This is a genomic window from Nostoc sp., assembly GCF_036917615.1.
Classification (GTDB): domain Bacteria; phylum Cyanobacteriota; class Cyanobacteriia; order Cyanobacteriales; family Nostocaceae; genus Nostoc.
This window is the reverse complement of the sequence record NZ_JBALCZ010000053.1, coordinates 14,682-39,054: the sequence shown is the minus strand read 5'-3', so window position 1 is coordinate 39,054 and position 24,373 is coordinate 14,682. Positions and strand designations below refer to the sequence as shown.

21 protein-coding genes and 1 pseudogene are annotated in these 24,373 nt (G+C 42.3%); 8 read left to right on the top strand and 14 right to left on the bottom strand.

Features of this window, described 5'->3' with window-relative positions:
• Positions 1–2: 2 nt before the first annotated feature.
• Positions 3–1,910 carry an excinuclease ABC subunit UvrC gene (gene uvrC / locus V7K85_RS17805; RefSeq protein WP_334815049.1) on the bottom strand — a complete coding sequence of 636 codons (1,908 nt, stop codon included), beginning with the start codon at positions 1,908–1,910 and terminating at the stop codon, positions 3–5.
• A 1,002-nt stretch (positions 1,911–2,912) separates the two neighbouring features.
• On the opposite strand from uvrC, the gene V7K85_RS17800 reads away from it, so the two are divergent.
• The gene (locus V7K85_RS17800) at positions 2,913–3,092 is read left to right on the top strand and encodes a hypothetical protein (protein WP_334691110.1); all 180 of its coding nucleotides are present in this window, start codon (positions 2,913–2,915) and stop codon (positions 3,090–3,092) included.
• Between the two features lie 21 nt (positions 3,093–3,113).
• On the opposite strand, the gene V7K85_RS17795 is transcribed toward V7K85_RS17800, so the two are convergent.
• The 8 genes from V7K85_RS17795 to V7K85_RS17760 all read right to left on the bottom strand — a co-directional run bounded on the left by V7K85_RS17795 (position 3,114) and on the right by V7K85_RS17760 (position 11,288).
• Positions 3,114–3,536 carry a response regulator gene (locus V7K85_RS17795; protein ID WP_334815047.1) on the bottom strand — a complete coding sequence of 141 codons (423 nt, stop codon included), beginning with the start codon at positions 3,534–3,536 and terminating at the stop codon, positions 3,114–3,116.
• 563 nt (positions 3,537–4,099) lie between these two features.
• Positions 4,100–5,005, bottom strand: a complete 906-nt coding sequence (locus tag V7K85_RS17790; protein WP_334815045.1) for an NF038130 family PEP-CTERM protein — start codon at positions 5,003–5,005, stop codon at positions 4,100–4,102.
• Between the two features lie 857 nt (positions 5,006–5,862).
• Positions 5,863–7,131 (bottom strand): LL-diaminopimelate aminotransferase, encoded by a 1,269-nt coding sequence (locus tag V7K85_RS17785; RefSeq protein WP_334815131.1) that lies wholly within the window; start codon positions 7,129–7,131, stop codon positions 5,863–5,865.
• A gap of 43 nt (positions 7,132–7,174) precedes the next feature.
• Positions 7,175–7,300, bottom strand: coding sequence for a hypothetical protein (locus tag V7K85_RS17780; RefSeq protein WP_334815043.1), 126 nt, complete (start codon positions 7,298–7,300; stop codon positions 7,175–7,177).
• 109 nt (positions 7,301–7,409) lie between these two features.
• Positions 7,410–7,745, bottom strand: coding sequence for a thioredoxin family protein (locus tag V7K85_RS17775; protein ID WP_334815041.1), 336 nt, complete (start codon positions 7,743–7,745; stop codon positions 7,410–7,412).
• Positions 7,746–7,920: 175 nt separating this feature from the next.
• A complete protein-coding gene (locus V7K85_RS17770) occupies positions 7,921–8,697 on the bottom strand; it encodes a PspA/IM30 family protein (protein WP_334815039.1) in 777 nt (258 codons plus the stop codon).
• A 162-nt stretch (positions 8,698–8,859) separates the two neighbouring features.
• Positions 8,860–9,615, bottom strand: coding sequence for a PspA/IM30 family protein (locus tag V7K85_RS17765; RefSeq protein ID WP_334815129.1), 756 nt, complete (start codon positions 9,613–9,615; stop codon positions 8,860–8,862).
• Between the two features lie 323 nt (positions 9,616–9,938).
• A complete protein-coding gene (locus tag V7K85_RS17760) occupies positions 9,939–11,288 on the bottom strand; it encodes a hypothetical protein (protein WP_334815037.1) in 1,350 nt (449 codons plus the stop codon).
• A gap of 293 nt (positions 11,289–11,581) precedes the next feature.
• Here V7K85_RS17760 and V7K85_RS17755 point away from each other — a divergent pair, with 293 nt between their 5' ends.
• Together V7K85_RS17755 and V7K85_RS17750 are read left to right on the top strand one after the other, a co-directional pair.
• On the top strand, positions 11,582–12,121 hold the full coding sequence (locus tag V7K85_RS17755) for a DUF721 domain-containing protein (protein ID WP_334815035.1): 540 nt from the start codon (positions 11,582–11,584) through the stop codon (positions 12,119–12,121).
• Between the two features lie 468 nt (positions 12,122–12,589).
• The gene (locus V7K85_RS17750; RefSeq protein WP_334815033.1) at positions 12,590–12,904 is read left to right on the top strand and encodes a hypothetical protein; all 315 of its coding nucleotides are present in this window, start codon (positions 12,590–12,592) and stop codon (positions 12,902–12,904) included.
• A 127-nt stretch (positions 12,905–13,031) separates the two neighbouring features.
• Here V7K85_RS17750 and menB read toward each other — a convergent pair whose 3' ends face one another.
• Positions 13,032–13,865 (bottom strand): 1,4-dihydroxy-2-naphthoyl-CoA synthase, encoded by an 834-nt coding sequence (gene menB, locus V7K85_RS17745; RefSeq protein WP_334815032.1) that lies wholly within the window; start codon positions 13,863–13,865, stop codon positions 13,032–13,034.
• A 140-nt stretch (positions 13,866–14,005) separates the two neighbouring features.
• Here menB and V7K85_RS17740 point away from each other — a divergent pair, with 140 nt between their 5' ends.
• Both V7K85_RS17740 and V7K85_RS17735 read left to right on the top strand, forming a co-directional pair.
• Positions 14,006–14,854 carry an Rpn family recombination-promoting nuclease/putative transposase gene (locus tag V7K85_RS17740; protein ID WP_334815030.1) on the top strand — a complete coding sequence of 283 codons (849 nt, stop codon included), beginning with the start codon at positions 14,006–14,008 and terminating at the stop codon, positions 14,852–14,854.
• A 73-nt stretch (positions 14,855–14,927) separates the two neighbouring features.
• Positions 14,928–15,179, top strand: a complete 252-nt coding sequence (locus V7K85_RS17735; protein WP_334815028.1) for a hypothetical protein — start codon at positions 14,928–14,930, stop codon at positions 15,177–15,179.
• 99 nt (positions 15,180–15,278) lie between these two features.
• On the opposite strand, the gene V7K85_RS17730 is transcribed toward V7K85_RS17735, so the two are convergent.
• Complete coding sequence (locus V7K85_RS17730; protein WP_334815026.1) at positions 15,279–15,701, bottom strand: hypothetical protein; 423 nt, start codon at positions 15,699–15,701, stop codon at positions 15,279–15,281.
• Positions 15,702–16,041: 340 nt separating this feature from the next.
• Positions 16,042–17,802, bottom strand: coding sequence for a 2-succinyl-5-enolpyruvyl-6-hydroxy-3-cyclohexene-1-carboxylic-acid synthase (gene menD, locus V7K85_RS17725; RefSeq protein ID WP_334815024.1), 1,761 nt, complete (start codon positions 17,800–17,802; stop codon positions 16,042–16,044).
• A 366-nt stretch (positions 17,803–18,168) separates the two neighbouring features.
• On the opposite strand from menD, the gene folB reads away from it, so the two are divergent.
• The 3 genes and pseudogenes from folB to V7K85_RS17710 all read left to right on the top strand — a co-directional run bounded on the left by folB (position 18,169) and on the right by V7K85_RS17710 (position 21,513).
• Complete coding sequence (folB, locus tag V7K85_RS17720) at positions 18,169–18,537, top strand: dihydroneopterin aldolase (RefSeq protein WP_334815022.1); 369 nt, start codon at positions 18,169–18,171, stop codon at positions 18,535–18,537.
• Positions 18,538–19,331: 794 nt separating this feature from the next.
• Positions 19,332–20,614, top strand: a pseudogene (locus V7K85_RS17715) (diguanylate cyclase domain-containing protein).
• Between the two features lie 350 nt (positions 20,615–20,964).
• Positions 20,965–21,513, top strand: coding sequence for a sugar O-acetyltransferase (locus V7K85_RS17710; RefSeq protein WP_334815020.1), 549 nt, complete (start codon positions 20,965–20,967; stop codon positions 21,511–21,513).
• A gap of 3 nt (positions 21,514–21,516) precedes the next feature.
• Here V7K85_RS17710 and V7K85_RS17705 read toward each other — a convergent pair whose 3' ends face one another.
• Positions 21,517–21,897: a calcium-binding protein gene (locus V7K85_RS17705; protein WP_334815019.1), complete on the bottom strand. Its 381-nt coding sequence runs from the start codon at positions 21,895–21,897 to the stop codon at positions 21,517–21,519.
• 441 nt (positions 21,898–22,338) lie between these two features.
• Positions 22,339–23,310, bottom strand: coding sequence for a DUF1517 domain-containing protein (locus V7K85_RS17700; RefSeq protein WP_334815018.1), 972 nt, complete (start codon positions 23,308–23,310; stop codon positions 22,339–22,341).
• Between the last annotated feature and the right edge of the window lie 1,063 nt (positions 23,311–24,373).

Sequence of the window (24,373 nt, the reverse complement as noted above, 5' to 3'; positions counted from 1 at the left end):
TATCAAGATGGATGAAAATAATCGTAAATTTCCTGAGCCAAACGCGGCCCAATTCCTGCTACTTCAGCTAGTTGTGTAGTTGTTGCTTGCCGAATATAATCGACTGAGCGAAAATGTCCTAGTAACTGCTTTTGTCGATGATGTCCTAAGCCAGGAATTTCATCTAAACGCGATCGCTTCAATTTATCACTGCGCTGCTGACGATGGAAACTCACTGCAAACCGATGCGCTTCATCCCGCAACCGCCGCAATAACTGTACCCCCGGTTGTTCTGCATCAGTTGTCAAGGGTTTGGATTCTCCCGGTAAAAAAATCTCTTCTCGTTGCTTTGCTAAACTCACAACTCGCAAGTCTTCTAATAAATTCATCTCTTGCAAGACGGCGACAACCGATGATAACTGACCTTTACCACCATCGATCATGATTAAATCAGGCCAGTCGGGATTACCCAAACGTGATAACTGCTGATTTGTAGAGTCGTCTGACGCTACAGATTCCCCAACGCCATATTTGCGGAACCGCCTCTGAATAACTTCAGCAAGACTAGCAAAATCATCTGAGTGTCCCGCTGTCACAGTGGGATTTTTAATTTTGTAGTGGCGATAGTGTTGTTTGGCGGGTAATCCGTCGATAAACACAACTTGCGAAGCTACAGCATTTGACCCTTGAATATGGGAAATGTCATAACCTTCGATGCGGTGGGGTACATCTGGTAAATCGAGAATGGCGGCTAAATCTTGCATTGCTTGGTGATTGCGATCGCCTAATTTCTGCATTCTTTGCAATTCATACTGGGCATTTCGCTCTACCATCTCAATTAATTCTGCCTTAGTTTGCCGCAAAGGAGTCAATATTGTGACTTTTTTCCCTTTACGTTGAGTTAAGACATCCGCCAATATCTCTCCATCTGGTAACTCATGCTGTACCAAAATTTCTGTAGGTATTTCTACAGAGTCAGCAGTTTGGTAATGTTCCTCTAAAGCTCGTTGTAAAATAGCGCCCGGTTCCGCGTGAGTATCCGCTACAAAAGCCAAACGTCCTACCAATTGCCCAGCGCGAATCTGGAATAGTTGAATGCAGGCGTGTTGTTCGTCGGCTGCCAGTGCGATCGCATCCCGCGAAACTGTATCATCTGGTAAGGAAACTTTTTGATCAGCTGTCAGCAACTTTAACCCAGAAATTTGATCGCGAATTCGCGCCGCTGACTCAAAATTCAAGTCCTCAGCTGCTGCGTTCATCTGTTGGGTCAAAATATCAATCAGTTCCTGAGTTCGACCTTGGAATACCATCGCTATTTTTTGCACAATTTTGCGATATTCTTCTGGTGAAACCAGCTGTTGACACACACCTGGACAGCGCCCTAAATCAAAATTCAAGCAAGGACGGTCTTTGAAAAGTGGTTGAGGTCGTTGTCGCTGTGGGAAGATCCGCTTGCAGATGCGGACAATTTCTCGCAATAAACCAGCATCAGTATAAGGCCCGTAAAATTTATCCTTTTCTTTGCCGAATTGGCGTTTACGGGTGATAAAAATTCGAGGATAATCTTCTGACCAAGTAATGCAGAGATAGGGATATTTTTTATCATCTTTGAGCAGCACGTTAAAGTATGGCTGGTGCTGCTTGATCAAATTGGCTTCTAGCGCTAGCGCTTCGGCTTCAGTATCAGTGACGATGAATTCAATTTCTGTCACCAACTTGACCATCGTGGCGATGCGTTCACTCTTGTTGTAGCCATCCCGGAAATAGGAACGGACACGCGATCGCAACTTACGTGATTTACCTATATATATAATGCGATCGCTCCTGTCTCGCATGAAATAAACCCCCGGTTCCGGTGGAATTTCGGCTAGACGGTTTTCCAGTCGTTCTGGTTCTTTAAGCAGTGGTAATATTTGAGTAGATATTGTCACAACTAAAATTAGCTAATTTTTATCTATTTTAAGAAAAATTATTTTTTCGTGCCGATTTCACAGACTATTTATCAAGTAAATATAAAGTTGCCCTGATCAACTCCATACACCAGAAGACATGAAACAGGGACTGGGGACTAGTATTTTTTACTCAGCACGGGCTAAACCATAGTCCGCTAACAGCACTTTCAAGTCAGGTAGGCTTTTAGTCCACCCAAACAGAAGTCTCTAGACGCTTCTGCGCCTACTCTAAGAGAACGCCAAAGGCAAACTGGCAAGGTGGGTCAAGCAATTTTGGATTTTAGATTTTAGATTTTAGATTGAAAAGAGCAATCAAGTCAGGCGATGCACTGAGCGTACTTGTACTGAGCGTAGTCGAAGTAGCCGAAGTGGGCAAGTCAATTAATGCAAGGATTTTGGATTTTAGATTTATTCGTGGAATAAATTCGCTTGATCTCAAACCTCTCTTACAAAGTTCAGATGCCTGCGGCAGGCATCTGAACTTTGCAAGACGAGCAACCATTTAAAATCCCTAAAAAGCCTATTCCATAATACTTTTGACTTTTGAATGAGTGACTTACGCCTTGCGGTACTAGACGCTTGCCAGAAAACTTGCTGCAAGCATCAGAACTTTGGAGTAGACGAGAGTTTGTCTAGCCGCGACCTTAGTCATCGACTGCTACTGTCAGAATAAAAACTTTGCTTTTTGAATCTATAATCAGGATTTGTAAATCGATAATACTTTATTATTTGAAACTTTATATTTTGCATAAAAATATTTTATTACTTGATTTTGCTAAGTTTGTATCGGGATTTTTAATAATAAATAGTCTGTGGAGATATTGCTTATATAAATGCCAGATAAATAATTGATTAATCAACCATGTTTCAGCTTTTTGATTGAATTTATAATATTAAGCGAATTAACGGATTGAGTAACTTAAATTTATGATTATGATTGTGAGTATAGCTATTATAATGATTTTAGACAAGAGCTAAACTATGAATTTGCAAGACTTTGAAGCCCAGTACCGTGAGGCTATGGCTGAAACTCTCAATGAGCTGCAAACAGCAGTTTTGTTGTTAGCACAAGTCCAACAGAAAATCTCAATAATTGGCAGTTCTGTACAAAATCTTAGTGAGTGCGTGGAAGAGTTCATCGCTAACCAAAAAGCCGAATAAATGCACGCCCAGCAGAAAAGTTTATCTGTGGCAAAAAGTAAACTCTTCTTCAATTGTAAGGATCAGCTCCTTGAGTTTTAAAGGTTTTACAAAATAGCGACGTGCGCCCAAACTCAGAGCTAGTTCTTGATCTGCTTTAAAAGCAAAAGCTGAAACCACAATAATAGGTATTTTTGACAAATCAGGTTTTTGCTGGACTTGTTTTAAGAGCGAATAACCGTCAATATCTGGCAATTTCAAGTCTAATAACATTAAATCTGGCTGAAATTTATCTATAGTTGAGAAAAAAGTAGAGCCTTCTGATAAGCTTTGGACATCGTACCCACAGTAAGTTAGATAGTCACTCAGTAATATCCTATTGAGATAATGGTCTTCAACTAGCAAAATTCGTTTAACCTTATGTGACCGCAATGCCTGATCTATATTGAGTAATTGTGCTGTCATTGCTACCTATTATCTGATTATCTTAAGTAAAAGCCAACAATTATTACCATAAACTGAGACGGTAGTGCATTTAAACGGTTAAACGAATATAAATTTGACTTATGTAATCTAGTCAAAGATATGAATAAATTAAGTTTAGCTGCACTCCAATACTTAAATCACACGTATTATTAAATATAATTTAATCAAAAACTAAGCTTTTTTTACGAACTTTTTCTAAGTTATAGTATAAAATTAACGGCTAATTTTAAAAAGTGAATTTTCCAATTTTTAGGAATAAAACTACTTAAGTAATACTCTAATTAACAGTATGGTAATTGCCCTTTCTAAAAGAGTTTTTACCTGGATGTGAGGGGAAGTAATACCATTTCACGAAATCTATGTTACAAACACGTTGGTAGAGGCATACATATCTAGAATTTTACAACCGACTCATTTTTTGCAAATATTTTTATAATTATTATAACCTAGAAGATTAAATTATCTTATATTCTGAAGAAATTATTCATCAAAAAAGGGAGCTAATAGCTCCCTGACTTATTTGTAGTTTTGAACCCACAATCTTAAATAGATGCTTTTTTAAATGTGCGTTGGGTAGCAAACACACCAGCAACACCTAGCAGACCCAGGATTACTGATGGTTCTGGCACTGCTACTGGAGGCACACCTTTTATGCTAACTTCATAGTTGCCACTGTGAGACTTTCCATCAGCACCTACCCCCGAACTGTTGGTTAGCTCAGTTGCCGTAGCAGAAAAGCTGTAAAGGAAATCAGTCTTGTCATTGTAGGTAACTTTAACAACTTCACTGGCTTGGAATCCATCTTTGAGAAGATTACCCGAGGTTCCTAACAGAGGCTTATAGTAATCTTTTAAATTGAAGTGACCGGCTAACCCAATTTTGATTTCGCCAGTAATATCGTTTTGATTAACATAAGAGATATTAGGGTCGCTGGTGCGTTGGAAGCCATTGATGCCGAAAAACGAAGCATAGGCTTGACTACGAGAGATAAAACCAGAACTTGTTAGACCAGCTGCGTCATAAAATTGGTTAAACCAAGTATTTGCAAAGTTCTGTGCACCATAGGTTTTATTTAATATTGACCCAGTACTAAACCAATCTGTTTCTGTTAGACTGCTCAAGATAATACTTTTGCCCCCAATTTGCCCTGTCAAGGTGGTGTTTTTGGCGAAATCAAAACCCGCTCCTTCACTACTAGCTCGTAACTCTACGTTTCCTGTGGGATGTGCGGCGTCTCCATCTAGGACTTTTTGTACATCATTTGCGGAGGGCTTGTCCACGAGCTTGGTACTGCTACCTTCGACATCATAAACTAAATAATCACTGGCTGCTGTTCCACCGATAGTAGCGCCGGTGAGTGTGCCAGCCTGTGCTGGTACAGTAGCAAGAGCGCTCACACTAATAGCCATTGAAGCACCAATTACAAGTTTCTGAAAAGTCATCTTCATTGTTTTCAAGTCTCTGTTAGTTTGGAAGTTAAGTTTTAAACTACTGCCGTTTTTAGGCTGGGCTGTCTTGACTACAAGCTTTTTGACAATACGGCTGCTTGAAGACGCGACCTGCATTGTTAGTCATCTTTGGTAGCTGAGCATACAAACCCAGTTTAAGAAACGGGGAGACCTGATTGGGTAAAGTTCCTGCTGATTATCAATAAAAAGATGACGAATGTTTCGATATTTTTATAGGTTTAAATAAGTATTTATTCTGATTTACATAGTTCTAAAAATAACGAATAAATGTTTTTAAGTTCAGTATAATACGGGGATTCGTAGGGACGCACATTTGTCATGGGTGTCAACTTAAAGTGAAAGCCTGTCTAAATAAGTCCTTCAGAGATTGCCTCGTCAAGAGTCTCTGACTCTTAATGCCTAATGAGAGGCTCCGCCTCTTACTTGCAGCAGAGCCGCAATGACGAGCATTTCCAGACTCTGGCTGGAAACGAGGTTTTAAAGGGGTTTACGGTTAAGTTGACACCAATGGGCAGGGTATTGCCCCTACATTTCCTACTTGATGCGTAATACCATGTCCGCTTGATTACTTAATAAAACCTCAAGAACCCCACCCCACCAAAGCTACGCTTTGTCTCCCCTAAGAGCAGGCTCTTAGGAGCTGGGGGTGGGGTGCAATGACTGTGGGAATCATAACTAATTATCCGAACTTGATATAAGTCCTAAATATCTAAAAGCTTGTTCTAAGTGGCTTTGATCTTAAGTTGACACCAATGCACATTTGTGACCCCCTAGCGCATGTTCCATTCGTAGAGCTTTGCCGCCAAAAATCTTTGGCGTTCAGCTTGAGAAGAAATTCAATGAAGGAACTGGGCAATTCTTTCCACAGCAGTTTCTAACAAAGGTGGCTCATGCACCAAGGCAAAGCGGACATACCCTTCTCCAGATTTGCCAAAGCCAGCACCAGGGGAAGCGGCTACACCAGTTTGTTTGACTAGCTGGGTACAAAATTCGATGGAGTTTTGACTCCAAGCTGAGGGCAACTTTGCCCAGATGTACATTGTGGCTTTGGGAGTAGGAACATTCCAGCCAATGCGGTGTAAAGCACTGATGAAAGCATTACGGCGTCCCTCGAAAGTAGCGACAGCAGATTTTACTCCAGCTTGAGGGCCAGTTAGGGCAGCGATCGCACCATTTAAAATCCCCCGATACTGATTAAAATCAACCGCGGCTTTTACCTGGCGTAAGGCGTTAATTAACTGGGCATTACCGATGGCGTAGCCAATCCGGAAGCCGCCCATATTGTAGGACTTTGAAAGGGTAAAAAATTCAATCGAGACGCTTTTATCTGGATCAGCTTGCAGAATTGAAGGGACTAGGGATTTTGGATTTTGGACTTCGGCTTCTCTACGAGACGCGCAAGGGACGCTCAGTCGAACGATTTTGGATTTTGGATTGGGAGAAGAATCTGCCCAGTTCCCAGTTTCCTCAAATACCAAATCTACGTAGGGAAAATCGTGAACCAGGGCGAGATTGTGTTGCTGACAAAAGGCGACAGCTTCTTGGAAGAATGATATTGGAGCGATCGCAGCTGTGGGATTGTGAGGATAACTTAATACCATCATCCGCGACTGGGCCAAGACTGGGGCAGGAATCTCAGCAAACACTGGTAAAAAACCGTTTTCTGCCTTTAGTGGCATCGGGTAGATTTGACCACTGGCTAGGTAGACACCCCCAGCATGAGAGGGGTAACCTGGATCGACCAACAGAGCAAAATCTCCTGGATTGAGCAATGCTAGGGGTAAATGGGCTGTGCCTTCTTGAGAACCAATCAGAGGTAGTACCTCAGTTTGGGGATCAACTTTGATGCCAAATTTTTGTTCGTACCAGTTGGCTGCGGCTTGGCGAAACCCAAAGGTCCCGTTAAACAACAGATAGCCGTGGGTACTGCGATCGTGGAGAGACTGGGCGATCGCCTCAATGACATGTGTCTCAGCTGGTAAATCCGAAGACCCCAAGGACAAATCAATTACTTGTTGTCCAGCTGCCAAAGCGACTGCCTTGGCCCTGTCCATATCAGCAAATACATTCGATTGCAGGGGTTGTAAACGCTTTGCAAATTGCATGTTAGTCATTAGTCATTAGTCATTAGTCATTAGTCATTAGTCATTAGTGAGCCAGCGCTCTTACAGGAGATTTCCACGCCACTTCCTTTTCCTGTCGGAGATGCTGCGTGTAGCTTGCTTCTCCGTAGGAGTACAACTCTTGGAACCCGGCAACAGAATCGCTCCCCATGAGTGACTGGCGTTAGCGCAGCGGTAGCGTCCCTTGCGCGTCTCGTAGAGAGGCACGAACGTCACCCGTGAGGGTCATTAGTCATTTGCTATGGACTATGAACTATTGACTAATTATTATTTAAGTGTGTATCTAAGAGTTCGAGTAATTTATCTTTGCCGATAACTCCCTCAGTGGATATCAAAACTTCCTTGCCTTGAAATAGTCTGAGGGCGGGTACACCTTCCACTTGGTACTGTTTAACAGTGAGTGGGTTGGGGTCAATTTCCATTTTAACGACTTTGAGGCGATCGCTATATTTGGTAGCAACTGAGTTAATCAGGGGCGACATCAATTGACAAGGCCCACACCAGGAAGCCCAAAAGTAAACTAATACAGGCTGCTCGGCTTTTAACACTTCGGTTTCAAACTCAGCATCAGTTATGGTGATTACAGCCTTACTCATTGCAGTCTCCATCACGTGGCGATCAAAGTTGGCACACACAATACTTTATCCCAAAGTCGTCAATAGTCCATAATCAATAATTCATAGTTATTAGGACTCTTAACTATTGACTAATGACGTAAAATCCCACAGCCAACAGGCGTGGGACTGGCTTAAATAAGTTTTCTGCCAATTATTACAGTTGATCCAATTGCTTGCGTAAAGAATCCAACTCAGCATCAACCACCTCATTAGACTTAGGAGCAGTGGTTTGTTGTTGCGGCGGCAATTGGGGTTGATTTTGGGGAGTAGCGGGTGGTAACATTTGTGCTTTTAAAGCTGCCAATTCATCATCAACATCGCTACCACCTTCCAACTGGGCAAATTGGGTTTCTAAATCTGCACCTGCTAACTCTCCTTGTGCCTGGGCCCGGGCTTCTTGCATCAAGACTTTTTCTTCCATCCGCTCGAAGGCAGACATTGCACTGCTGGTATTCATCCCACGCACCATGCCTTGGAGTTGCTCTTGGGCTTTGGCAGTAGTGATTCTAGCTCTGAGCATTTCTTTCTTGGTTTTAGCCTCAGAAATTTTGCTTTCCAACTGGATTAAGTTGCGCTTGAGGGTTTCAACTTGAGTGCTTTGGGTATCTAAACTAGATTTGAGGGCTGCGCTGGTGTCAGTATAAGTCTTCTTGCGCTCTAGAGCTTGTCGTGCTAAGTTCTCATCACCTTTTTGCAGCGCCAGTTGGGCATTGCGTTGCCACTTATTGATTTCATTTTGGGCATCATTATACTGTTTCTCACTGCGTTTTTGGGCGGCGATTGTCTGGGCTACTCCCTGACGCAGCTGAACCAAGTCTTCCTGCATTTCCAGGATGGCTTGTTCTAGCATTTTTTCGGGGTCTTCGGCTTTGTTAACCAGATCATTGAGGTTAGAACTAACTACTCGCTTAATGCGATCGAATAATCCCATAACTTTGTTTTTCCTTGTGTGGTTTACGCTTTTTGTTGGACAGTTAGCTTTTTTACTTTTTAATCGTTACCTATTTCAATGTAATCTTTCCGGTTTGAATCAGTACCCTCTAACAACTCTTAATTGTTAAGATATCTCCAAACTGGGGTAATTAGCCGAACTTCAAGAGTCTTGAGTTTTGGGTAACTGCTGTTGGAGAGGCTCTGCTGTCTTCGGGTTCTCCTGGGTGAGGAGACTGTTGTGCTGTATGTTTTCTGCCTGGTTTAAAACCTGCACCTTCATCGCTGCTAATTCGTCATCCACATCATTAGTAGATTCCAAAGAAGTAAATTGTGTTTCCAAATCGTCGCTACTGAGTTGAGCTATTGCTTCTGATTTAGCTTCTATCTGCAAAACTTTTTCTTCCATCCGCTCAAAGGCACTCAGACTGCTGGTGGCAGAAACTGTGCCGAGCATTTCCTGGAGGCGATAAGACGCTTCGGCAGAACGGGCGCGAGCAATATACATATCTTTTTTTGTTTTCGCTTCGGCAATTTTTAACTCTAGCGATCGCATATCCTTTTTTAGCCTAGCTACTATATCGTTTTGCTGCTCTATCTGGGAAAAGAGGGCTGTAGTGGTTTCTTTATAGGCTTGGCGCTTAGTCAAAGCTTCGCGTGCTAGAGGTTCGTTGCCTTGTTGCAGCGCCAATTGGGCGCGGCGATACCATTCTTCTGTTTGAGAGTTGGCAGCGGCTGCCTGTCGTTCGGTGCGTTTCTGGGTAGCGATCGCTTGTGCTACACCCTGCCGCAACCGTACCAGATTTTCCTGCATCTCCAGGACAGTTTGCTCCAGAATTTTTTCTGGATCTTCTGCACTGCCGATCAAACTATTGAGATTAGCGCGAATCACCCGCAGGATACGCTTGATTAATTCCATGTCGGCTCTCCATTCACGAAATTCAGTGCTGAGTAATGAGTTTTGATAATTACTCATCACCGCATATGTGGATGCCACATCCCAACTAACTTAGTGCTGAGTATTCAAACTCCTGACTTTACCAAAAGGACGCCAAAAGTGGTAGATGCGGCAACGCGGATAATTAAAATCTCCTCGTGTCCTCCGTTCGCGAAGCGTCTCCCTTAGGAGAAGTTCTGATCTAAGGAAGCCTTAGCTCAGACTTTTCTACGTATCCTGTTTACGCAGAACTCAGCACTCATAATTCAGGACTGTTATCTCATGGTATCGTAGATTTTTGCAACTCATGGCTCCTGAACCCGTGCCTTGATTCCTCTGGCCTGTAACAGTTGCATCTGTTGTTTTACTTGCTCTTTAGTCTTAAAAGCACCGAGATAAATCAATTCTTTGTTGGATGATAAATAAGCATCAGGAATTACTTGCCGGGCTGAGGCAAAAGCCGCGCCTTTATTATCTATCACTACATGATAGAACCCATCTGTTCCTGGTTTGATTTCTGCATTCGGCTTTGGTGAGGTTGCAATTGGCTTGGGCGAGGTTTTTGCGGTTGAAGTGGGAGGCAAATTCAGGGGAGGCAAGGGCTGTAGCGTCGGTACTGGTGCTAAGGCGATCGGATTTGTCGGTTTTAGAACTGTGTTGGGGGCAGGCAATGCCGCTTGAGGATTTACGGGATTTTGGGGAACGACTGCGAGGGTTGGTTGGACTTTGGGTTTTAAGCCAACTACATCATTGGGGTCTCTCACCTCAGGAAACTCCTCAGCAGCTAGATTGGGATACTTGGGTATAGAACTACTTGGTGGCTGGATCTGAGGTTGGACATTACTTCCAACTTCCTCAGTATTTTCTGCTACGGGAGACGAGTTGCCGTTAAACAACTTGCCTAAATTCCATTGTGAGAAGCTTTTGGGATTGAACACTACATAACCCAAGGTAAGACTCGCTACCAATAGCAGTAACATCGAGCCGATACCCAAAGGTGATAGCAGACTGTCGCTAGAATTGCTTGGCTTTTTGGTTTGTAGTTGTTCTTCTGTCAGACTTCGCAGCAGTGCTTCACTAGATTCTAAATAGTCATCTGGGTGCTTAGGGGTATGATCTGGCTGCAAGAGATTTTTGCTCTTAGTATCTTTAACGACTGCTGGCACGATGCTGCTACTAAAGTTGGGCGGGGGTGGTGGAAGTTGAGTTTGTGTTTTAGCAGAATCGGAGGTGGAGGTCACATTAAGATTATTTAGTTTCTCAGTCTTTGCCGTAGCTGGCGCTGGGTTGATCTCAGGATTCACAGCTACAGAAGATGCTGGTGGTACGTCAATTTTTGCTGTAGCTGGCGCTGGGGTTCCCTGATGATTCACGGGTACAGATGCAGGCGGCACGTTAGTTTTAATTTCCATTACTGATGACTGAGTTGTGCCGGATATTGTAGGAATAGCAGTCAACGGCTGGGATTGACTGCTCATGTAACTTGCAACACGGGACTGGTTCGATGACACCAAACCAGTTCGCGTGCGTCGATATCGAGCTAACTCTTGATCTAGCGGCACCTCTAAACTCGCTAGTGCTGCTGCTAGTGCTGGTTTCAACCCAGGTGTTTTAGACGATTGAGTACCGGAATCGTTCAGGGGGTTTTGAATCATTGCCTCTGTGCCTCAAACGTAGGCTGCTGGAATTAACTTTAGATATATTTGTGACAATAGTAGCGGAAATTATCTAAATAGATAGATTGGGCATTCGGCATTGGGCATTATGAACTATAAAAGAGAGATTTTCAGGCTTTGTTGTGAACGATAAGTTCATGGGAGTATATTTTGGAAATAGGGTATGGAGCAGGGGGAGAACTCCTCACTCCTTACTCCTCACGGACTAAACCATAGCTATCCGCTAACAGCACGGCCTAAACGCCCCGCTATCGCTAACAGCACTTTTAACGATGTCGTTGAAATCAATTAATGATATTTTAGGCGTTCTGGAAAAGCAGGCTAAATGGCAAGAGCAACCATTTCAACGCCTGCTAAAGTTTTGGCCAGAAGTTGTAGGTCCAGTAGTTGCCGCACATACTCGACCGTTGTCGATTCAGCGCGATGTTTTGTGGGTAGCAACTTTTAGTGCTGCTTGGGCGCAAAACCTGACTTTTGGTCGCTCGTCTCTGCTTTTGAAGTTGAATCAAAAGTTGCCAACGCCTTTGGTTGATATTCGCTTCTCTACTGCTGGCTGGCAGAATCCATCTGTGGAGAGAAAACAACAACAAACGGTTTCGCCTGATGAGCATCCCAGTTACCTTGGTGATCAGATTAGCCGCCCTGATGTTGCACCCACCAAGGATGTAAATGCTGCTTTTGGACATTGGGCTAAGATCATGCGATCGCAATCGCATGGCTTACCCCTTTGTCCCCAGTGTCAATCTCCCACCCCACCCGGCGAACTCCAGCGCTGGACAGTCTGTTCTGTCTGTGCTGCTAAACAGTTTTAAAGGGAGTCAGTCCTGACCTGAATTAAAAGCAAAATAGTTTAGCGATTATTCGTTGAGCAGAATTTATCCGTAAGTAACTTGCTGCTACCCCATAAAATAGTTCTGATTCTTGAGCAGAAACATATTTTACTGCTAAAATCTGCCGAATGTGGTATATCAAGCAGACTATTTATCTGAAATTATCTGCCTTAACCCATCCTTAAGGAGGAAGTTAAAAGGCTGCATAAATCCAAAGCTTTAGTTTTAGTCTTGATCCCTAATAATTTTTAGCCAAAATCTATAGGTAACCACTCTAAGGATTATTTAAAAATATAACAAGATTATAAAAATATCCTGAAGTTTATTTTTTGCTCGGGATCGCTGAAACCTAGATGAAATAATGACTTTTTGGCTCTTATCCGTATTTATATATAGATGCAAAATATAAGAATGAAATTCAGCCGGAAACGGCACTAAAGATGAATCCAAATGAAACCCATTAAATTTTTAGCCTCTGCCTGTAAATATTGCCGTCATTACCAGCCAGAGGGTCGCCGTGGCGGAACCTGCCAGCAGTTGGGAGCACCAGTTCAAGCGACTTGGAAGGCTTGCTCTTTGGCGCTTCCACCTTTTGCACCTTCTTGGGAAACCTTAGAAGATGCCTGGATTTTGCCAGATGCAGCCCCAGTTTTAACATCTTCTCAATCTCTAGCCTCAGATTTAGACAATGCTGCTCTTGTGCCTGTAGAGGAAATAACTGCCTCTATATCTGAACAAATAAAGACTAAAGCAGTGGTTATTTAGTCATTCATTATTACTGAACTGAGTTTGTCGTTTGCTTAAAATAAGATTTGTTTTTAAGATTTTTAGTGTAGTAAAAGTTGATATATACAAAAATCGCACCTCAGTAAAGGGTGCGATTTTTGCAATTTTAAGGTAACCAAGGAAAAGAGCGGAAATCTGGTGGACGCTTTTCGAGAAAGGCTTGTTTGCCCTCAGATCCTTCTTCCGTCATGTAATAGAGTAGGGTAGCATTGCCAGCGAGTTCTTGTAAACCAGCTTGTCCGTCACAATCAGCGTTGAACGCGGCTTTGAGACACCGAATTGCGATCGGACTTTTTTCTAAAATCTCTTGCGCCCATTGAATACCATCCGCTTCTAGTTGTTCCACTGGGACGACGCAATTAATTAAGCCCATTTCTAGAGCTTGTTGGGCATCATATTGTCGGCAGAGAAACCAAATTTCTCGGGCCTTTTTTTGCCCTACGATGCGGGCGAGATAGCTGGCTCCAAAACCACCGTCGAAACTGCCGACTTTGGGGCCAGTCTGTCCAAAAATGGCGTTATCGGCAGCGATGGTAAGGTCGCAAATCAAGTGTAGGACATGTCCACCACCGATCGCATATCCAGCTACTAAAGCAATCACCACTTTCGGCATGGAACGAATCAGGCGTTGTAAGTCCAGCACATTCAAGCGGGGGATGCCAGTATCGTCCACATAACCTGCATGTCCCCGCACACTTTGATCGCCACCAGAACAGAAGGCATATTTGCCATCAGTATGTGGACCGTAACCTGTAAATAGGACAACACCTATAGTAGTATCTTCACGAGCATCAGAGAAAGCGTCGTACAGTTCAAAGACAGTTTTAGGACGAAAGGCATTGCGTTTGTGGGGGCGGTTGATGGTGATTTTAGCGATGCCATCGTTTTTTTGATACAGAATATCTTCGTAGGTTTTGGCAGTTTCCCAGTTAATTTGCATTGGTATGGAGTGCGCTGTTGCTTCAAGAATTTTATCGCGGTCTTAGGGACAAGCGATACCTACGGTGGGCTACGCCTAGGCTAAAATTGGTGTCTCAACCGTTTACAATCTGGTAATTGTCTGGGTGTTGAGGAATAAAAATGCGGCGTGACACCATCTTCTACAAATTATTTAAGCAATTTCCAGGATTGCTATTTGAATTAGTAGATGAACCACCCCCAGAAGCGGAAAACTACCAGTTTGAATCAGTTGAAGTGAAAGAAACAGCGTTTCGGATTGATGGAGTATTTTTACCTCCGGCGAATGCAGTTTCCAAAACCGTCTTTTTTGCAGAAGTGCAGTTTCAGAAGGACGAAGACTTATATCACCGCTTCTTTAGCGAATTGTTTTTGTTTCTCTACCGTCACTCTATCCGTTACGATGACTGGTTTGGAGTCATAATTTTTGGTTCTCGCAGCCTGGAACCCTCTTCCTCTTCGATTCACCGCGCTTTGTTAGAAAGTGGTCAAGTTAGGCGGGTTTATCTGGATGAGTTGGGGGATTTGCGACAACAACCTTTGGGATTGGGTTTGATGTTGCTGACAAATGTTACTTCTGAAACGGAAGCAGTGGAAGGGGCGCGGTTTTTGCTGGAGCAAGCACGGCAACAATCGGAGCAAGCGATAATAGATTTAGTGACGACGATTATCGTCTACAAGTTTTCTACCCTAAGTCGAGAGGAGATTAGAGCAATGTTGGGACTGAATTTGGAAGAACCACGGGCTATTCTGGAAGCGAAGGAAGAAGGACGAGAGGAAGGAAAGGTCGAAGGAGAAAGAAAGGTCGTTTTACGACTATTAAACCGGCGCGTGGGTAATATTCCTGATGCGTTTCTGTCCCAGATTCAAGAGTTATCGGTGGAACAGTTGGAAGCTTTAGGTGATGCTTTGTTGGATTTCTCTACTCTTGCTGATTTGGAAAGGTGGTTACAAGGTGAATTAAGGGGATAAGTTTCACCCAAAGACGCAGAAGAGAAGGGCGATACCTGCGGTGGGCTACGCCTACGCACTCCCTAAAATAATTATGGCTACAAATAAAGTTTCTCGTAGTGAAGAAGCAGTTGCAGACACGCGGGTACATCAGAAGCGGTGGAAGAAGCGCGATCGCTCCTCCTCCGACTATTTGGCGAAATTGCTGAGGAACGTGGAAGCGTTAGCTTTGGCGTTGTTGGAATTGAGATTGCGATCACTGACTTGGAAGGATGGTTACAAGGTCAACCAAGCGGGTAAATCTCACGCAAAGGCGCAAAGAAGAACGCAAAAAAGTGATCTATAGTGTAAGGTTATGCCAGTGACCGCTATCTACTTGTTCTCAGTGGAGATAAGAAAACAGAGCAGAAGTAATCTTCTGCTCTGAGTCAAAATATCTAAATTACTATTTTGATAAATTTATTGGAGTAATGGCTGAGATCAGGTCTTTTGCCTGTATCTTTAAAATGGAAGCAACACAGCAGGTAAGTTGCCCTAAATTAACTACATTTGTCATCCAAATTGGCTGATCAAGTATCAGCGCATCTAAATTTTCTTTATATAATCGCTCTAATAATTCTTTCTTTATCTTTTCAGGCAAGAGTCTAGATATTGGTTCCACTATCCATGTACTAACCAAAGTCCTAGCAGGATGATCTTTCCTGTACTTTACAAATTTAATTTCTTGCTGTATGTATTTTTCCAGTTGTTCTGGATCTTCCAGCAACAGCAAAAGTAAGTCTTCCCGTTGGGGTAGGCCGCCAAATAGAAAGGTTTGAGCAGAAGGCAAAGAGGATACGTTCCTCTGGATTGAATTTTCTTGTGTCATTATCACAATTAGTATTTTTATTTTGTTTTGCCGTTGAGGCCATGTGTTTTCTCCTTTTATTGGCTAAAAACATCCTTAATGTAGGAAGTTTATTCTCTAATGAATTTAATATATCACAACTAAGGCAATATACGCAAATATTAAGTAACAATTGTAAGTTGTAATTACCGAACTAAATCACCTAGAAGGTGTTGTATCGACAAGCTGAACTTTCTTCTTGCTCGCTTACTGAAGGTAAGCCAGCGATTGATTCTCTTCCATTCAGAAAAACTATTCCCATCACCAAGGGGATACCTTGAGTCTTCAGAGCTACTATCCCAGAACACAATCTCATCCATATTTAAATTGCAATATCTGCGGCAAACTTCTGTAAATTATCCTGTCGCCACTTAGCATCTAATTTCCGATTTGTCTGCAACTCTAAAACCCGTATCCCCATAGTTGGAAGCGGGTTTAATCTTTGCTGTAACTGCTCCCAAGAAGTAATCAATTCATGCTGCACATTATAAGTAGCGCACAACTGAGTGAAATCAATATCCTGGGGAGTGCCAAAAAACTCTTCAAATGGTGGGTCAAATTTGGCAATGGGTAACATTTCAAAAATTCCACCGCCATTGTTGTTGATTAACACAATCGTCAGATGTCCCACAAACTTATTTCTAATTAAAAAACCATTAGTGTCATGCAACAGAGCTAAATCTCCCGTTAACATCACACTACTTTGCTGGCGATGGGCAATTCCTAAAGCTGTGGATAATGTGCCATCGATGCCATTTGCACCCCGGTTAAAGTGCGATCGCACTCCTAAATTATTTGGTTTCCAGAAATATTCCACATCCCGCACAGGCATACTATTGGCAATAAACAGAGGCGTTCCTGGCGGTAAAATCTGAGAAATTAACCAAGCTGCTTTACTCTCAATTACTTCATCTATTTTCCCCATCGTCTGGTCAACAACTAACCTGACCTTCGTTTCCGCATCACACCATTTCTTTCCATAGTCTGGGGAGAAAGATAAATTTCTTTCCTCTGCCTTTATATCTTCTACAGATATCCGTAAATGTGTCGTCCTCCCGTGCAAAGGGTCGAGGTTTTGGTCGCTCTTGTCAATTACCCAGCGTCGCGGTTGGGTTGCATCTATCCAGTTACGCAGTTCTTTACTAGTAGGCATTTCTCCTACCTGAATCACCATTTCGGGGGCTAACTGCTTTGCTAGTTGCTGATTTCGCAAAATTAGGTCATAGGTGGAAATCAAATAAGGGTTGAGTTCGGCATAATTTCTCACTGGGGAGAGTCCCTCTGCTAGCACGGGCCATTTGAGAGTTTGGGAAAGTTGCGCGATCGCTTTTGCATATTCCTGTGGTTGCTGTGGTTGGGCAACACCTGCGATAATAATGCCGCGATCGCATTCCTTCCATTCTTGGGGAATGGGGAGTAGGGAGTGGGGAGTAGGGAATGTGGTGGTGTTTGCTATTCCTGCGAAGAACTCTTCTGGGTGGAACTGTGATTGCAAATAATTCAAGTCAGTTCCATCAGGAAGAGGCGCTAAGGGATCGCGAAAGGGAATATTCAAATGTACTGGCCCCTTTGTAGGAGTTTGCATTCTTTCCCAGCTATGAATTACCATTTGTCGCAGGTAAGCTAGCATTCCCATGTCGGTGGAGGGTAAAGCTAACTCCGTTTGCCAATTTGGGTAGTTTCCATATAATCTCAATTGATCTATAGTTTGCCCAGAGTGACAATCTCGCAATTCTGGCGGTCTATCGGTAGTTAACACCAACAGTGGTACGCGACTATATGAGGCTTCAATTACTGCTGAATAAAAATTTGCTCCTGCTGTACCAGAAGTGCAAACTAGTACCACAGGGCGTCCGGTTGCTTGAGCTTGTCCCAAAGCAAAAAAGGCGGCGGAACGTTCATCGAGAATGGAAATCGCTTCAATCTCAGGTATTTGTTGAGCAAAGGCGACTGCTAAGGGTGTAGAGCGTGATCCAGGACAAATGATCGCACAAGTCAATCCCAACCGCTTTAGCGTCTCTGTTAAAATATAAGCCCAAAGTTGATTAACATTCCTAAAGGCGATCGGCATTAAATCAAACATTTTTAGATTTTGTCTAGGGAAATTCAATTTAAAATCCATCTGGGAAAGTTGAGCAAAGAGAAGACCGAAGCAGGGAAGCCGAACCTCGGAACTTCAAAAGCAGCTTGACCTAAAGGTGGGTTGCAAGCCTGATAATTCAGGTCATCTAGAAAAGTCAACGCGAAACCTAACCCCCAGCCCCCAACCCTTGTAGGGTTGGGGGAGAATTCAAAGCCTCTCACCTAAAAGGAGAGAGGTTTGGAGAGAGGTTTTCCAGATCCCGTGAAAAGCTGGGTTGCAAGCCAACCCTTACAAATGCGGTGATGGAACTCTCCAAGCAAACTTGCTCCACTTTCTACAAAATGCACAATTTGCTCTCAAACTTTTATGGACTGCATTCATTTAACGGGAATTCGCTGCTATGGCTACACTGGGTATCTGCCAGAAGAACAGGTGCTAGGACAATGGTTTGAGGTGGATGTAAAGTTATGGTTGGATATCTCCACAGCAGCTAAGACTGACGCGATCGAAGATACTTTAGATTATCGCAGCGTCATTACCTTGATACAACATCTAGTCAAAACGTCTAAATTTGCTTTGGTGGAGAAGTTGGTAGCAACGATCGCAGATTCTATTCTCCAAGAATGCGATCGTGTGACACAAGTCCAAGTCACTCTGAGCAAACCTGCCGCACCTATTCCAGACTTTAGTGGCAAAATTAGCATTGAACTGACTAAAAGTAAGTCCAACCTCTAAATCACAAAGCGTGTTTTTTATCAATATCTATAAACTAGCAAAGACAGGGGGTTTACGTGGAGCGTGGAAGTATCTGACAAACAGAATCTTTTCTGCTATTGCCCCCAGCACCCGCTAGTTCTCAAAAAGCTAAAAAAATCACGTGATCTGCTGATGAGCATTTCACTTGCATATTTTCAGATCACAGGATTTGTGATTAAGTATTAACCAGAAGCGATCAATAGTTTTAAGTAATACCATTTCACTCACCATTCAAAATTTAAGACAGTTTCAGACAGGAATTTGGACTCCGGTTAAGACAAAAACTATTTGTAGACAAAGCAGTATCAAACACTTTAATTTCAAATAATGATTAATTTTTAGTAGTCATTTAGTCAATGAATATTATTTTATTAGACACAACACACTAGATGATTTTTTTCAACTTCTATGCTGTAATTTGATGAAATTCTATTCTTGATTAATTTTTAGATAAATACTATAGTTACTCTTTATACTTTTTTCAGAAAAATTATTGCATATTTTTGAGAATCAGTTTTTGATTGCTGGTGATTACATGGTAATTGATGTGTAATGTCAATAACATAATATTAACTGCATGGTTCAATCAAAATTAGCTTTGCCAAGCAAAGAAATTATCGGAGCTTAATAACATGCTATTTGATCCATTAGTCAGTATTTATATAAAGTAAAAACACAGGGAGTTAGAGATTGTTTATGATAAGATAATGACTTTTAGATCGAGTTGACAGACACAATAAAAATCTGAACCTTAGCAAACAAGTTGTTGTAACATGTTCGCCCGTAAAATCCTAGTTGTTGAGGATGAAAAAATTCTCGCCTCAAATATTAGAAAAAGTTTACAAAAACTAGGTTATTCTGTTTCAGAAATAACTTAGTCTGGTGAAGAGGCAATAAAAAAGGTAGCAGAAACTAATCCACATTTAGTATTAATTGATATCTGCCTAGCTGGGGAAATTGGCGCTATGCAGGTAGCGGATATTACCAATATCACTTAAATATACTTATAGTATATTTAAGTGAGCATTCAGAATATAAAACATTACATAAAAATCAGCTAAGTGAGTCTTTTAGCTACATAGTCAAACCATTTATTGAAAATGATTTACATTTGGCGATTGAAATGGCTTTATACAAACATCAGAGCAAAAAGATATTATACCAAGAAAAAGAGAGACTGGCGGCAATTATTAACAGTATAGGCAGTGCAGTAATTGTGACAGATGCAAATGGTAGTATTCAAATGATGAATCCCATAGCAGAAATAATCACTGGTTGGAAGCAAAGTGAAGCGTTCGGTAAAGATTTAGTAGAAGTCGTTAACTTAGTTGACAAAGATTTAGGAGAAAAAAATGAAAATTTAGCCATACATGTAATCGAAGCAGGTGAAATTTTAAATTTCCCAGAAAACTGTACACTGATTACCAAAGATGGCAAAGAAATAGCGATTGGGGATAATATTGCACCCATCCGCGATCAAAATGGCAATATTACTGGTGCGGTTTTACTTTTTCAAGACATCACCAAACGCAAGCAGACAGAAGCGAAACTGATCCGTAATGCATTTTATGATGGATTAACAGCATTACCGAATCGTGTTTTATTTTTAGATCGGCTCAGACAAACCATTGAACGTAGCAAACGCAGAAGCGATTTTTATTTTGCAGTTTTATTTTTGGATTTAGATGGCTTTAAGGAGATTAACGATCACTTTGGGCATGAAATAGGGGATGATTTTTTAGTAGCGATCGCTAGACGTTTAGAGTCGTGCTTACGCAGTGGCGATACTATAGCACGATTTGGTGGTGACGAGTTTACTGTTCTTTTGGAGGATATTAAAGACGTTACCGAAGCCACCAATGTTGCCAAACGTATTCAAGACTCCTTACGATTGCCACTTAACCTCAATGGACATCAATTATCTACTACAGCTAGCATTGGTATTACTTGGAATTTTAGTAATTATGAGGAACCTGCAACTCTGCTGCGAGATGCTGATATTGCTATGTACCGAGCTAAACGGCAGGGAAAAGCTACTTATGCCATATTTAGTTAATTAGTCCTTTCTGTTGCCACTTCCATCAAATTACTCTGATTGTCTTGACAACTATCTGAAATTTTGATTCATAGCGGTTTTCGTTTGTGTGCAATATACTTTCACCTCTCTCCTAAAATGAGGAGCCACTGCGTTGGGGAGACAGTGCGCCCTTGCGGTTTCCCGACAAGCTTTGCAACTGCCGTCAACTCTGCCGACGAGCCTTGCATGTGGCGTCAGAGGCTTTGAATCTTACTCCCCAACGCTACAAGGGTTGGGGCTGTTCTTGTTAGGTCTATATGGATAGAATATGCTATTCTAGCCGCTACTAATGTGTATCCTATACAACCGAGAAGCCCCATAAGTCTCTCATGGAAAAAACCGAAAAACAGAAAATGCTCGCAGGCGAATTATATCTGGCGGAAGATCCAGAATTGGCTGCCGAAAATAAGCGAGCTAATCGTCTGTTGCGAAGTTACAATTCTACAACAGAAGAACAGCAACAACGGCAGCAAATTTTACAAGAATTATTTGGAAAGATCGGTCACAAAGCATCAATTGTGCCACCTTTTCACTGTGACTATGGCAGTAATATTTTCGCTGGCGACAGATTGTATATAAACTATGGCTGTGTAATTTTAGACTGTAATACAGTTCATATTGGTGAAAATGTCTTATGCGCTCCTTATGTACAAATTTATACTGCTTATCACCCTACAGAGCCGGAAATTCGTCTTACTGGTAAAGAATTAGCTGCCCCAATTAACAATGTCTGGATTGGTGGCAGTGCAATTATTTGTCCAGGTGTAACTATTGGTGATAACACAACCATTGGTGCTGGCAGTGTAGTTGTCAAAGATATACCTAAAAATGTTGTCGCTGCTGGCAATCCCTGCCGCGTCATTCGGTATTTATCCTAGAATTTAAAACTTATAGCCTCTAGCAATCCAATAGAGCCAGTCTGCGATCGCTTCTTGAGTTTCACTGTCAGTTTCAATGGCTGCTATTTCAGATAATTTTGCAGAATATACATCTTCATCCTTACCATTAATGTAAGCCACTTCTACAAACATATCTTTTAAGCACTCATCATCTGGGGCCATTCCTAGCACTTCGACTTGTTTCTCCTCGGCAGAACCTGATTTGCGTCCCTTCTTAGTCCATTTAGCCACAAAGGGAAAATTCAGAGTCTCTTCGAGGTAATAGTACCAACCCATAGCCCGGTCTTCTTTGTCTTCAGCATCTACAATGATCTCTGTTTTAATCCGATGCTCTCGGTTTTCGTCGAGTTCAACACTAGGCATAAGATAACGCTTTGCGTATAATGCATTTTGATAATACTACCAAACTAGGGGCACGGCAGTGCCTATGCGTGTCAAGTTAAGCTAAAACTCCTTTAAAACCTCGTTTCCAGCCTCTGGCTAGAAATGTACCTCATAGCGGTGCCGCAAGTCTTGAGGTAGCAGCCCCCCATTAGGCATTAAGAATCGGAGACTTCTTTTCGAGGCAATCTCTGAAAAACTTATCTAGACAGGCTTTCACGTTAAGTTGACACTAATGTACATCTGTACGCCACTACAGCCAATTCATGTGTTGCATAGATTTTTGAAAATGGTATAGTCTCTACAAAAAACCGCTTGTCAATGACAAGCGGTTTTGTAATTATTGCCCTTTAGGGGGAACTTATTTGTTGCACCAAAATGCAAAGTTTTTTCTTAGGGCTTTAACACGAAATCTTTTAAAGATTAAACAAGTCTCAAATCAGGATAATTTGCTAACACATCATCAGATGTCAGGGTATCATTTTCAGCTTGCGGAGTCCAAAGAACTTCAATTGCCAGAAGCTTTTCGCTAGGAATACTACCAATTTGCCGCAAAGCTTGACGCAAATCATCAGCACTATTAATCGCTGTGGGGATTTCAAACTTACCGAGTGTCGCCGCCAGCAAGGTGACGATAATGTATTCTCCAGCGCCTTCGGTAAATAGGCGGGTGGGGTTGTCGAGTTCACCAGCCGGGGGTAAAGCATCTTTGGTAAGGGCTGCTCTTAGCTGGTTGTTGACGTTAGAAAGAGTTTCTTCGCTAAACTTGCTGCGTTCTGCTAGTGACAGCCGATTAAACTGACCTTCAGCTGAATTTAAACTGGCTTGTTGAGTCCCACCACCTGCATATACAAAGTATTCGGGATGGCGGAGTAAAGCTAGACTGGCTTCTTGTAGAACTTCTGCTCTCCCCTCTGGGGTGTTAGTATCAGCAGTTTCAGCAATGTGATTGAGTTCATTTTGCAATTCACGGGCTTGAGCTAACAAACCTACTTGCAAACGAGTTACGGAAACAGGAGAGTTACTGCTGTAATCTGCTTCTCCAGTTTCACCGCTAGAGACGCGGCGGAAAGTTTGCAATAAGAAATTAGCGAGCGCAAAGAAAATTAAGATGCCAAATAGACCACCAAATCCTCCCCCAATACCCCAGAAGGGAAGTAGGAAGGGAAAGCCAAAACCACCACCAGGATAGTATCCGCCCCCGCCAGGAGGTGCGTAGGTGCGTGGTGTATAGGTGCGGCTGGAAGGTACTCTAAAGGAGCCACCACCAATCCGACCCCCACTGCGGGCCGCTAATGCTCCATCGGCGTGACCAAGAGCCAAAGCTAACACTAGGCTTAGGGCTAAGAAGGTTTTTAACAGCGGTTTGATGGTTTGTTGTAGTTTTTTACGCATAATACAATCGCTTGAAAAACGGAATTACTTATGATTTCTCCCAATGCTCTTAGGAGTGTTGCGATATGGCGCTAAGGCCAGCCCGTAACAAGCAAGCTTTGTAGCATTCACGTAGCATTCACTTTTAGAGGCTACATATTCAATTTACCGCGTCTGATCTTGGGTAGGCAGCGATCGCAGGGGGGATTTCTCGACTGGGGAACCGTACCTGAAGACAGGTTCATGATCACAGAAATTTACGATGTCTACGATGGTCACTGAGCGGCTGGTGAGCGCAGTCGAACCATGTCGTACCACTTTCCTACGGAACGCTCCGCGAACGTGGAAGCAAGCTACGCGCAGCGTCTCGTAGAGAAGTGCGGGCTACGCCTACGAGGAATTGTTGCTACGTCTTGGACTAGCACTTTCAGACTACAGTCTTGAATTATACAGATGATTTTAATTCTTAATGATTATTTTGACTAATTTTTTTAATACTTTACTGAAACAGTGCTGAGTAAAAAAGTAAAATGACTAGGCTTAGGCATCAAATCAGTTTCGAGTAGCGAGTGCCTCGGCTGAAGTGGGAAGATTCATAAGTACTACTTCTAACTCAGGACTTAGCACTCCTGAACCTACTTGTTTTGTCACAAGGCAGGAGGATATTTTTAAATTATGAATAGTATTTACTACATCTAGCGGCTTTGAATTTACGTATACACAGCAGGTAAATAAGTGCCCGTGATGCCCATCAGTCAGCCCAGCCAGACACCAGATCGCTATCCAATACTTATGCCACTTTTTGGCATTTTGGCACAACAGTCCACAGGATTCAGGATATTCTATTGAACGTAGCTAAATTTCGTAATTTTCGCAACAGTTGTTCACTGGACAATTTGGCTACAAGTACTAGCTTTTATTTATTGTTCATCATGCATAGAATTCTCAAGTAGTGAGAAATTTGCAGCAAAAATAAAATCAACACAATAAAAAAACAATTTTCCTGGCTAATCTTCTAAAATAGGCTTCAAATTTGTCTACCACATTCGTTTTAAAAGAAATAAAATAATAATTGTGGCTTTGA

What these genes read in the sequence shown, in the direction of transcription:
- V7K85_RS17750 (WP_334815033.1), top strand. Translation starts at nt 12,590, where the DNA reads ATGAAACCCATTAAATTTTTAGCCTCTGCCTGTAAATATTGCCGTCAT.
- V7K85_RS17780 (WP_334815043.1), bottom strand. Translation starts at nt 7,300, where the DNA reads ATGGGGAGCGATTCTGTTGCCGGGTTCCAAGAGTTGTACTCCTACGGA.
- V7K85_RS17760 (WP_334815037.1), bottom strand. Translation starts at nt 11,288, where the DNA reads ATGATTCAAAACCCCCTGAACGATTCCGGTACTCAATCGTCTAAAACA.
- V7K85_RS17700 (WP_334815018.1), bottom strand. Translation starts at nt 23,310, where the DNA reads ATGCGTAAAAAACTACAACAAACCATCAAACCGCTGTTAAAAACCTTC.
- menB (WP_334815032.1), bottom strand. Translation starts at nt 13,865, where the DNA reads ATGCAAATTAACTGGGAAACTGCCAAAACCTACGAAGATATTCTGTAT.
- V7K85_RS17755 (WP_334815035.1), top strand. Translation starts at nt 11,582, where the DNA reads ATGTCGTTGAAATCAATTAATGATATTTTAGGCGTTCTGGAAAAGCAG.
- folB (WP_334815022.1), top strand. Translation starts at nt 18,169, where the DNA reads ATGGACTGCATTCATTTAACGGGAATTCGCTGCTATGGCTACACTGGG.
- menD (WP_334815024.1), bottom strand. Translation starts at nt 17,802, where the DNA reads ATGTTTGATTTAATGCCGATCGCCTTTAGGAATGTTAATCAACTTTGG.
- V7K85_RS17735 (WP_334815028.1), top strand. Translation starts at nt 14,928, where the DNA reads ATGGCTACAAATAAAGTTTCTCGTAGTGAAGAAGCAGTTGCAGACACG.
- V7K85_RS17775 (WP_334815041.1), bottom strand. Translation starts at nt 7,745, where the DNA reads ATGAGTAAGGCTGTAATCACCATAACTGATGCTGAGTTTGAAACCGAA.
- V7K85_RS17800 (WP_334691110.1), top strand. Translation starts at nt 2,913, where the DNA reads ATGAATTTGCAAGACTTTGAAGCCCAGTACCGTGAGGCTATGGCTGAA.
- V7K85_RS17705 (WP_334815019.1), bottom strand. Translation starts at nt 21,897, where the DNA reads ATGCCTAGTGTTGAACTCGACGAAAACCGAGAGCATCGGATTAAAACA.
- V7K85_RS17790 (WP_334815045.1), bottom strand. Translation starts at nt 5,005, where the DNA reads ATGAAGATGACTTTTCAGAAACTTGTAATTGGTGCTTCAATGGCTATT.
- V7K85_RS17730 (WP_334815026.1), bottom strand. Translation starts at nt 15,701, where the DNA reads ATGACACAAGAAAATTCAATCCAGAGGAACGTATCCTCTTTGCCTTCT.
- V7K85_RS17785 (WP_334815131.1), bottom strand. Translation starts at nt 7,131, where the DNA reads ATGCAATTTGCAAAGCGTTTACAACCCCTGCAATCGAATGTATTTGCT.
- V7K85_RS17710 (WP_334815020.1), top strand. Translation starts at nt 20,965, where the DNA reads ATGGAAAAAACCGAAAAACAGAAAATGCTCGCAGGCGAATTATATCTG.
- V7K85_RS17740 (WP_334815030.1), top strand. Translation starts at nt 14,006, where the DNA reads ATGCGGCGTGACACCATCTTCTACAAATTATTTAAGCAATTTCCAGGA.
- V7K85_RS17795 (WP_334815047.1), bottom strand. Translation starts at nt 3,536, where the DNA reads ATGACAGCACAATTACTCAATATAGATCAGGCATTGCGGTCACATAAG.
- V7K85_RS17770 (WP_334815039.1), bottom strand. Translation starts at nt 8,697, where the DNA reads ATGGGATTATTCGATCGCATTAAGCGAGTAGTTAGTTCTAACCTCAAT.
- V7K85_RS17765 (WP_334815129.1), bottom strand. Translation starts at nt 9,615, where the DNA reads ATGGAATTAATCAAGCGTATCCTGCGGGTGATTCGCGCTAATCTCAAT.